Genomic DNA, 9353 nt, shown 5'->3' with positions numbered 1-9353 from the left:
TTTTGTTCAGGTGGGCGCTCTTTCATGCCACCAGTATACCATCTTGTGGGTGGCATATCAAGACGAAAGATACCGCCTGCGGGCGGCACGCCATTCATCCCCGCGGCTTATGCAAGGGGGCCTCTGGCGTGTTTCTGCTAGGAAATATGCGATACTGAGATACAGAGCGGATGATCTGCTCTGTATCCCGGCGCGTGAAGAAGCGCCGCTTCCAAAAGATCGACAAGATTGACCAAAAGCATCCCTCAATGGAGAGGAGGCCGATATGACAGATTCATCGGAGCCTGCTGCGCAAGAGCCATCAGGCGGCCTATCGCACAGCAGCGCGCGCGTCACTACACGCACAGGCGACGACGGCACCACTGGTCTGCTGGGTGATCTGCGCGTCCCCAAGACCGATAGCCGCGTGGTTGCCCTTGGCGAAGTTGATGAGGCGACCTCGACGCTCGGCGTGGCCCGCGCCACCTGTCGCGCCGCCGGACTGACGCGCATCCACGATTTGCTGCTCAGCTTCCAGAATGACCTCTATGCCCTGATGGGTGACATTGCCACTACGCCGGAGGCGCGCCCAAAGATCGGCTTGTATCTGTCTGATGCCCGGCTGGAAGCCTTAGACGCGCTGGTTATCAGCCTGCGCGGGGAAGTGGAGATCGGCACGCGCTTTATCGTCCCTGGAGACCATCCGGCCAGCGCCGCTATTGATCTGGCCCGCGCCGTTACCCGCCGCGCCGAGCGCGCCGTTATTCCACTGACCCGGCAAGGCTGGCTGCCCAATCCCACGCCCCAGCGCTACCTGAATCGGCTCTCGGATGTGCTGTTCATGCTTGGACGACTGGCCGATACCGAACTGGGCGACCCCAGCCGCTTCGCCCAGCGTTAAATCATCAGCCTCCCTGCTGCTCAGGCTGATGATCTTTCCCTGAAAGGTCTAATGTATAGGTGCGATCAGGGCCATATCCTGGGGGGAGAGCGGGGCCACGCGCCCAGCCAGTGGCTTCATACAGGTGAACGGCCTCCCGATAGATGGTGCGCGTTTCCAGATGCAGGCGCCGATAACCTCGCGCCTGGGCTTCGGCAACGGCATGGGCGAGCAGCTTCCGGCCAATCCCATAGCCGCGCCTGGAGGCATCCACAAAAAACTTGGAGAGCTTGCCCTCAGCAGTGTTCATGGCCGTGATGACAATAGACCCAACCGGCGTTCCCGCCAGGTCAGCCACCCATTCCAGGGTTGAATCATCCTCGGCGGTCCCAAAGGCGACAATATCGGCATCAAGCCCCGTAGGGTCAGGCTCAATGCCGAATGACCGAAGGGTAGCAAACACAAAGCACTGGACGACTGGACCATCGGCAGGGGTTGCGCGGCGAATCAGGATTGGAGGTAATTGCCGCGATAGAGTGGATGGCTCAGACATCGCCTGCTCTCCTGGCGGATATGGGTTATCCGCCGATCATAGACATGCTGCGGTTGGCCCGGCGGAAACGCTTATCGCCAATGTAGTGCTTGAGTTCCTTGTTCCAGACTGCCCGCCGGATGACCTCCTCAATCACCTCATCCGAAGCATCTGAGCGCAGCGGCTCGCGCAGGTCCGTCTCTTCAGTGGAGAAGAGGCAGGTGCGCAGCTTGCCCTCGGCGGTCATGCGGATGCGATCACACGAGGCGCAGAACGGCTCGCTGACCGGATTGATAAAGCCCACCTCGCCAACGCCATCGGGGAAGCGATAGCGCCGCGCCGTCTCCGAAGCGTCGCCATCGGTGAGGCGCGTCATCGGACCATATTGCTTCTCGATAATCGCCAGAATCTCGGCTCCGGTCAGAATATCTTCTTTGCGCCAGATTTGATCGGCGTCCAGCGGCATAAACTCAATCCAGCGCACGATATACGGCTTGCGGCGGGCCAGCACGGCAAAGTCCAGCACCTCATCTTCCGTGAAATCCTTCATCGCCACTGCGTTGATCTTGATAGGGTGAATGCTGGGATACTTCTCTAGTTCTTCCAATCCCTCGATCACAGCGTCAAACTGATCGCGCCGCGTCAACTGGGCAAACTTTTCGCGCACCAATGAATCCAGGCTCACGTTGATGCGCGTCAGCCCGGCCTCGGCCAGCGCCGCAGCCTGTTTCTTCAGCAGCACTCCATTGGTCGTCAGGCTCAGGCTGCGCAGCCCTGGAATCGGCTTGAGCATGCGAATCAACTCCGGCACATCGCGCCGCACCAGCGGCTCGCCGCCAGTCAGGCGAATCTGCTCGATACCAATCGAAGCCGCGATGCGCGCCACGCGTGTGATCTCTTCGTAAGAGAGGATTTCCTGCTTCTTGAGCCACGGCAGCCCCTCGGCAGGCATGCAATAGGTGCAGCGGAAGTTGCATTTATCAGTGATCGAAATCCGCATGCTCTTGATACGCCGACCATAGCTATCAACCAGTGGCTCCATAGTGGTCCTCCTCATACAGCATCCGTCGCGCCGCTGCGACGAAGCCTGGAGATATGAGACAACGAAAAAGGGGCTAGGATAGGTTACTTATTGCATAAGTATAGCATATTCTGGCCCCGCTTGCCTAGTCGCTGGCCGAAATGCAATGGAAAACTTCGCCAACCGCCAGGACTCTCAGTGAAAGAAAACCTCGGCCACACGATACAGGTCCATATCAACCTTCTGGTTGACTCCCACTGCTTCGGAAAGCTGCATGATCGCAATGCGACCGTTATGCAGGATGGGCAGCTTGCCAAAGTCGCCTTTATGCGCCAGATCAACCGCAGCCACGCCCAGGCGCGTTCCCAGCAGACGATCAAACGCTGAAGGCGAACCGCCGCGCTGGATATGCCCCAGCACCGTGGCGCGCGTCTCCAGGCCGGTCAGTTTCTCGATCTTCTCGGCCAACGCCTCGGCAAGACCGCGCTCTTTCAGAATCTCGTGTCCGAAGGCATCAATCGTCTTGACTCCAAGCTGCTCCAGCCCCTCCACATTGGCCGCCTCGGAGACGACGATCAGGCTATACGTCTTGCCAGACTCGCGGCGTTTGCGCAGATGCTCCACAATCTTATCCATCGAGGTAGGCACTTCGGGAATGATGATATAATCGGCTCCACCGGCCAGGCCGCCCGCTGTCGCCACCCAGCCAGCCTCGCGGCCCATCGCCTCGCAGACAATCACCCGATGATGCGAGCGCGCCGTCGTTTGCAGGCGATCCAGCGCCTCAGTCACGATCTCCACCGCCGTCTCATAGCCGATACAATAATCCGCGCCGTTAATATCGTTATCCATCGTCTTCGGCACGCCCACCGTCTTCACGCCCATCTGATAGAGTTTGTTGGCAACCCCCAGGGTGTCATCGCCACCAATAGCGATCAGCGCGTCCAGCCCAAGCTGCTCGATATGCTTCTTCACGCGTTCCAGGCCATCGGGCGACTTTGCCGGATTCGTGCGCGACGTTCCCAGGATCGTGCCGCCCACGTTCAGAATATCGGCCACATCCGTCAGGCCAATTGGGCGCGCATTGACTTCCATCAAGCCCTTCCAACCATCCAGAATACCAATCACTTCATCGCCCAATTGATTTGCCCGCATCACCACCGCGCGGATGGCCGGATTAAGGCCGGGGCAATCGCCTCCGCCAGTCAATACACCAAGCTTCATCGCTCCTGCTCCTTTCGATACAGAGGGCTTCGCAGCCATTGGGACTCTACCCTCCGCCAGAACGTGCAGAGGGCATGCCGGGGGTTTCCTTTATAGACATCAACAGGAGCATCTGAGACCCAAACACAGATACGCCCCTATATAAACCAGCGAGCGATGGGATCAAGAGGAAACGACAACGCGCGGAGGGAAAACGTTCCTGGCTGTTGCAACCTTCAGCGTATCACGCAACGAGAAGGCTTTGCAAGTCTTTTTGCGAGTCTTGCGGCGCCTGAGCCATACTGAGTGAGCGATTGAACAGCGTGGTATGCTTAAGGAAGCTGAGCGAATGGGAGGGGCAAAAGAGCGGAGACCCTCTCAGGCAAGAGCGTTTGCATCCGCTCTCAGGAACAAAGGAATGACAGCACCAAAATCCTATGATCTGGATCAGCTCAACCTGGACCGTGAAACGCTGCGCTTGCGTGAGCAGGCCCGGTTGGCCTGGCCGCAAGAATCACCTATCCTCCTCAGATTTGGCTTGCAAGATGGCATGTCTGTGCTTGACCTGGGCTGCGGCCCAGGCTCCCTGACCGACCATCTGCTGGCGCTGCTGCCACACAGCCAGATCATTGCGCTCGACAACGAGCCGGCTCTGCTAGCGCGCGCCCGGCAACTTCTGCCGCAGATGCCGGATGACCGGCTGCGTTTTGTCCAGGCATCTGTGATGGACACGGGCCTCCCTGAAAATAGCGTTGATTTTGCGCTCGCCCGTTTCGTCTTCCAACATCTGTCTGATCCTGTTGGGGCTGCCCGTGAAGCCCTGCGCATCCTCAAACCCACAGGCCGGTTTGCGCTGATTGAAGTTGATGAGGTCGGCTTTCCAGTCGTGTTTGATCCGGCTCTGCCACTGCTTGAAGCAATGCGGCAGAAATCTATGCAGGATCAGGCGGCAAGAGGTGGCAATCGAAGCATTGGCAGGCACTTGTGGCGGATTTTACGCGCGGCTGGCTTTGAGAATCTACATCTAGACGCCTTTGTCGTCCATAGCGATGTGGTTGGCCTGGACGGCTTCCGCCAGGCATTGGGCCTCTCTTCAGAGCGACTGGGCGCGGCAATGGCCCCATTCGAGGCCGCCCCGGAACCGCTGATCATGGTCGTTGGCTTTGCCGCCTGCGGCCAAAAAACCTGAGCCATGCGCCAGTTCAGCTCACATCATAGATTGTCGGCTTCGTCCCAGCCCAGGCCATGACGGCGTTCTTCCGGCACAAAGAAGTCAGGGGGAAAATGAATGTCCAGCGCCTCAAAGCGCGGATAGCACTTGGGCCGAAAGCCCCCTGGCTCAAACGTTCCCAGCACTTTACCGGTCGTCGAGTCTGTGCCGGTTTCCTGAAAACGAAACAGGTCTTGAAGAATGACCGTCTCGCCATCAATGCCCTGAATCTCAGTAATATGCGTCACTTTGCGCGAGCCATCACGCAAGCGCGCCTGATGAATAATCATCTGAAGCCCGCCCGCAACTTGCCGCCGCACCATCTGTACCGGCAAATCCAGCCCGGCCATCATCGCCATCGTTTCCAGCCGCGTCAGACAGTCGCGTGGGCTGTTGGCGTGCGCAGTGGTCAGCGAGCCATCATGGCCGGTATTCATCGCCTGAAGCATATCCATCGCCTCACCGCTGCGGCACTCCCCAACCACAATCCGCTCCGGGCGCATGCGCAGCGCGTTCACCACCAGATCACGAATGGTCACGCGCCCGCCGCCATCAGCCTCAGCAGGCGTCGCCTCCAAAGAGACCACATGCCGCTGCTGCAATTGCAGTTCTGCCGCGTCCTCGATGGTCACGACACGCTCATCAGCGGGGACACAGGCACTCAGCGCATTGAGCAGCGTCGTTTTGCCGGAGCTGGTTCCCCCCGACACCACCATATTTAGCCGCGCCAGGACACAGGCGCGCAGCAATTCGGCCATTTGCGCATTCATACTGCCCAGACGCACCAGATCATCCAGTAAGAGCGGCTGGCGCGAAAACTTCCGAATCGTCAGCGTTGGCCCCCTGACAGCAGCAGGCGGGATCACCACATTCACCCGCGAGCCATCTGGCAAGCGCCCATCGGCCATCGGCCAGGCGCGGCTGACCGAACGCCCCAACGGGCGCAGGATCGCCTGGATCACACGCATCAGATGAGCCTCATCCTGAAAACGTATCGAAGTCTCAATGAGTTTGCCCGCGCGCTCCACATACACCAGCGATGGCTCGACCACCATCACTTCGGTGACGCGCTCATCCGCCAGCAATGGTTCCAGCGCGCCATAGCCCAGTACCTCGTCCTCTACCAGTCTCAACAGCAGTTCTCGCTCTTCCTGCTTCAAGAACTGGCTGAGGGCTGGCGTCCCTTCGAGGAATCCCTGGGCCTGGCCGCGCACCAATCGGCGCTTTTCCGGGGTGCGCCCAGGAGCCGCCTGCCAGAACGGCGCGGCCTGCAAAGGTTCCTCAATGCGCTCAGCGATGCGCAGCGCCACTCCCTGCAACCAGAAGAAGCGCACCGATCCGGTGGCTGCTGGCGCTGGCGGGGGCAGCAAATCTACATCTTTGGCTGGGGCCGGAGCCTTCTCTGGCCGAACGGGACTCGGCTCTTTGCCCGGCGCGACCTCTGGGCGAACAGCGCGCGCCTCTTTGGCAGGGGCTGCCTCTGGCCGCGCCGGACTCAGTTCTTTGATCGGCGTGACCTCCGACAAAGGGGCCGCCGCCTCTTTGAGAGGGGCCGCCTCCGAGCGAGCAGGACTCAACTCTTTCATCGGCGCCGCCTCCGGGCGAATGGCAGCCTCTTTCTGATCCGGCGCTGTTCTTTCTGGCTCTCTGTTGATCATCTCAGGCTCAGGTGGCCCACCCCATCTGCTCCGCATGGGTGATGGCGTCACTTTCGTATTCGCGGGAGGAGTCGCTGGCGGCTGCGCTGGTGGAGGAGCATGAGCAGGCGCTGCCCCGCCTGCTGGAACTGACCCCGGATGAGGTGGCAGCGGGCCAAGAAGCTCCGTAGGCGCGTTGGTGATCGCGGGTGGGCGGTTAGAGATAGGCGCTGCTGGACGGTCTGGACCGAGCAACGCTTCTTCTAACAGCCTGGCCGTAGCCATGTCCGCTACATCTGTTGGCCGATCAGGCGCAATTTCCGAAGATTTCTGTCGCTGCTGGGAGGGAATTGACTGCTCTCCATCGCCCGGCACAGAATGAGTTGTCATCACCTGGTCCTCTCGAACATACGCTTATTTCGGCAGCAGCCACATTTCCGTCTCAACGGGCCGCTCTGAAAAAGAGCCAACCTGCTCCTTCCGCCAGTGAAGATTAGCTCGCCTTCGTCCCTTGCTATACTACAGGAAGATGCCCAACTATTCAAGCAAGCGGGCACACTCGATGATTTACCAATTGAGTTAAGAAGCGTAGCATCACGCTTACACCATCAGCCGACAGAAACAAAGCATCCAATGCAACCAGGCGCCCAACAAAAGAGCCTGGCGGTTTCTTGCCAGGCTACATCTCTAGTGCCGGGAGAGGGACTCGAACCCTCACGAGGTTGCCCTCACTGGTTTTTGAGACCAGCGCGTCTACCGTTCCGCCACCCCGGCTCGCTCCTTAATGGTAACGCAGAACACGCCAGAAGTCAAGCATAGAAGAGACCAGGGAAAACGCGCTCTCTTGCCCTGAGCATACAGACGATCATACGGGCAACCGGGCTGTCAGCTACGCACAGCCACCGGATCATCAACAGCAAACTTACCAACGGCCCGGAACTTCTCGAAACGCTGCCGCGCCAATTGCTCCGAACTCAGCGGCGTCAGCGCGTCCAGATGTTTCAGGATGGCCGTCTTGAGGTTTCTGGCCGCCTCCTCGTGGTTGCGGTGCGCTCCCCCCAGCGGCTCAGCAATCAACTCATCTACCAGACCAAGCTGATACAGGTCGCGCGCCTTGACCTTCATCGCCTCGGCTGTCTGCGGCGCATAGACGGTATCGCGCCAGATGATCGAAGCCGCCGCTTCTGGCGCGGCCACCGTATAGATACTGTACTCCAGCATCAGCACCCGATTGCCCATCCCCAGCGCCAGCGCGCCGCCGCTGCCACCCTCCCCAATAATCACCGCCACCAGAGGCACGCCAAGCTGCGCCATCACCAGCAGATTTTCCCCAATCGCCTGCGATTGCCCCCGCTCCTCAGCGCCTAGATCAATAGCAGCGCCCGCAATGTCAATCAGTGTCACCACAGGGATGCCAAACTTCTCCGCCTGTTTCATCAGACGCATCGCTTTGCGAAAACCCTCAGGATGCGCCATGCCAAACGAGCATTCAATACGTTCTTTGGTATCGCGCCCCTTCTGGTTGCCCATCAGCATGACGGTACGCCCGGCAATGACCGCCAGCCCGCCCTGGATAGCGCGATCATCGCCAAAATGGCGATCACCGCGCAGTTCAAAGAAATCGTCACACATCAGCTTGATGTAATCAAGCGTATAGGGCCGGTCTTTATGGCGCGCCACCTGGACACACTGCCACGAGTTCAGGTTGCTATAGATTTCGACAGTCTTCTCGTGCAGTTCCGCTTCCCATGCCCCGATCTGCTTGCGCTCCTCTGGTTTCAGCTTCTCCGCTTTGCGCCGTAACCTGCTGATCTTCTGGTCAATTTCAGCGAGTGGTTTCTCAAAATCCAGATCGTAAGCCATAGCGCACCCCCCAGCAATCAGTAGTATTTTCTATGTCACGCTCTGTGTTTGTGTTCCCGCGTACATGCGCAGCAGCCGCGCGAGCGTTGGGCGCAGCAGGCGACGGGATACCACAGCGTCAAGCATCCCATGATTCAGCACGAACTCCGCCGTATTAGCATCGGCTGGCAGGCGCGAGTGCATCGCTTGCTCGATGACTCGTGGCCCGGCAAAGCCGATCAGCGCGCCAGGCTCAGCCAGCACCACATCGCCCAGGAAGGCAAAACTGGCCGAAATGCCGCCAGTAGTGGGATCGGTCAGCAGCGAGATATACGGCACGCGGGCCTCGCCCAGCCTTGCCAGCGCCGCCGTTGTCTTTGCCATCTGCAAAAGCGAGAACAGCCCCTCTTGCATGCGCGCGCCGCCAGATGTGCAAACGATTAAGAGCGCGCTCTGGTCGGCCAGGGCGCGCTCAATGGCGCGCGTCACCTTCTCGCCCACTACCGACCCCATGCTCCCGCCCACAAAGGCAAAGTCCATCACCGCCAGCGCCAGGGGTAGGCCCTCAATGGTTCCTGTACCAGTTATTACTGCCTCATTAAGTCCGGTCTTCTCGCGCTGGCCGTTAAGATAGGTCGGATAAGACTGCGAGCCACTGACAAAATTGAGCGGATCAACCGAAAGCATATTGCCATCCAACTCCTGAAAGCTCTCTTCGTCCAGCAGCATGGCAATCCGCTCCTCGGCAGAGAGGCGGAAATGATGGCCGCAGCGCGGACAGGTTTTCAGGTTTTTCTCCCAGTCCTTGCCAATGAGCAGTTCGCGGCACCTGGGGCACTTCACCACCAGATTTCCCGGAATTGAACGGCTGATCTGCGGTTGCAGGTCATCGCCCCCCGGTCCGCGCAGTATATCAGGAGGGGTAAGATCAGGTCTATCGCTAGCGATGGCGCACGCTCCGTTTCTTCTCCCGGATCACTTCCAGAAGCTCTATCTAGGCCCCATCAGCGGAAAAGAGCGCGCTGACAAACGCTTCAGGATCAAAAGGA

At 59.3% G+C, this 9353-nt stretch carries 8 protein-coding genes and 1 tRNA gene; 2 read left to right on the top strand and 7 right to left on the bottom strand.

From position 1 onward, the window contains the following. Positions 1–265 precede the first annotated feature (265 nt). On the top strand, positions 266–880 hold the full coding sequence (locus VH599_18510) for a cob(I)yrinic acid a,c-diamide adenosyltransferase (protein HEY7350314.1): 615 nt from the start codon (positions 266–268) through the stop codon (positions 878–880). A 4-nt stretch (positions 881–884) separates the two neighbouring features. Here the strand turns inward: VH599_18510 and VH599_18505 are convergent, their stop codons facing one another. The 3 genes from VH599_18505 to VH599_18495 form a co-directional block, all read right to left on the bottom strand. Further along, the gene (locus VH599_18505) at positions 885–1412 is read right to left on the bottom strand and encodes a GNAT family N-acetyltransferase (GenBank protein ID HEY7350313.1); all 528 of its coding nucleotides are present in this window, start codon (positions 1410–1412) and stop codon (positions 885–887) included. 25 nt (positions 1413–1437) lie between these two features. Beyond that, positions 1438–2433 (bottom strand): GTP 3',8-cyclase MoaA, encoded by a 996-nt coding sequence (gene moaA / locus VH599_18500; protein ID HEY7350312.1) that lies wholly within the window; start codon positions 2431–2433, stop codon positions 1438–1440. A gap of 174 nt (positions 2434–2607) precedes the next feature. After that, positions 2608–3636 (bottom strand): ATP-dependent 6-phosphofructokinase, encoded by a 1029-nt coding sequence (locus tag VH599_18495; protein ID HEY7350311.1) that lies wholly within the window; start codon positions 3634–3636, stop codon positions 2608–2610. A gap of 397 nt (positions 3637–4033) precedes the next feature. Here VH599_18495 and VH599_18490 point away from each other — a divergent pair, with 397 nt between their 5' ends. After that, the gene (locus VH599_18490; GenBank protein HEY7350310.1) at positions 4034–4804 is read left to right on the top strand and encodes a class I SAM-dependent methyltransferase; all 771 of its coding nucleotides are present in this window, start codon (positions 4034–4036) and stop codon (positions 4802–4804) included. A 23-nt stretch (positions 4805–4827) separates the two neighbouring features. On the opposite strand, the gene VH599_18485 is transcribed toward VH599_18490, so the two are convergent. From VH599_18485 to accD, 4 genes are all read right to left on the bottom strand, one after another. Next, the gene (locus tag VH599_18485; GenBank protein HEY7350309.1) at positions 4828–6852 is read right to left on the bottom strand and encodes an ATPase, T2SS/T4P/T4SS family; all 2025 of its coding nucleotides are present in this window, start codon (positions 6850–6852) and stop codon (positions 4828–4830) included. A 301-nt stretch (positions 6853–7153) separates the two neighbouring features. Beyond that, a tRNA-Leu gene (locus tag VH599_18480) sits at positions 7154–7236 on the bottom strand. Positions 7237–7347: 111 nt separating this feature from the next. Then, entirely contained in the window at positions 7348–8325 is a 978-nt protein-coding gene (locus VH599_18475; GenBank protein HEY7350308.1) for an acetyl-CoA carboxylase carboxyltransferase subunit alpha, read from the bottom strand. Between the two features lie 30 nt (positions 8326–8355). Next, complete coding sequence (accD, locus tag VH599_18470) at positions 8356–9177, bottom strand: acetyl-CoA carboxylase, carboxyltransferase subunit beta (GenBank protein ID HEY7350307.1); 822 nt, start codon at positions 9175–9177, stop codon at positions 8356–8358. Positions 9178–9353 lie beyond the last annotated feature (176 nt).

This window comes from Ktedonobacterales bacterium, assembly GCA_036557285.1.
Taxonomy (GTDB): domain Bacteria; phylum Chloroflexota; class Ktedonobacteria; order Ktedonobacterales; family DATBGS01; genus DATBHW01.
The sequence above is the reverse complement of the archived record's forward strand: the minus strand, read 5'-3'. Positions and strand labels throughout refer to the sequence as shown.

Coding starts and splice junctions, on each gene's coding strand:
- VH599_18510 (HEY7350314.1), top strand. CDS start 266: ATGACAGATTCATCGGAGCCTGCTGCGCAAGAGCCATCAGGCGGCCTA.
- VH599_18505 (HEY7350313.1), bottom strand. CDS start 1,412: ATGTCTGAGCCATCCACTCTATCGCGGCAATTACCTCCAATCCTGATT.
- moaA (HEY7350312.1), bottom strand. CDS start 2,433: ATGGAGCCACTGGTTGATAGCTATGGTCGGCGTATCAAGAGCATGCGG.
- VH599_18495 (HEY7350311.1), bottom strand. CDS start 3,636: ATGAAGCTTGGTGTATTGACTGGCGGAGGCGATTGCCCCGGCCTTAAT.
- VH599_18490 (HEY7350310.1), top strand. CDS start 4,034: ATGACAGCACCAAAATCCTATGATCTGGATCAGCTCAACCTGGACCGT.
- VH599_18485 (HEY7350309.1), bottom strand. CDS start 6,852: ATGACAACTCATTCTGTGCCGGGCGATGGAGAGCAGTCAATTCCCTCC.
- VH599_18475 (HEY7350308.1), bottom strand. CDS start 8,325: ATGGCTTACGATCTGGATTTTGAGAAACCACTCGCTGAAATTGACCAG.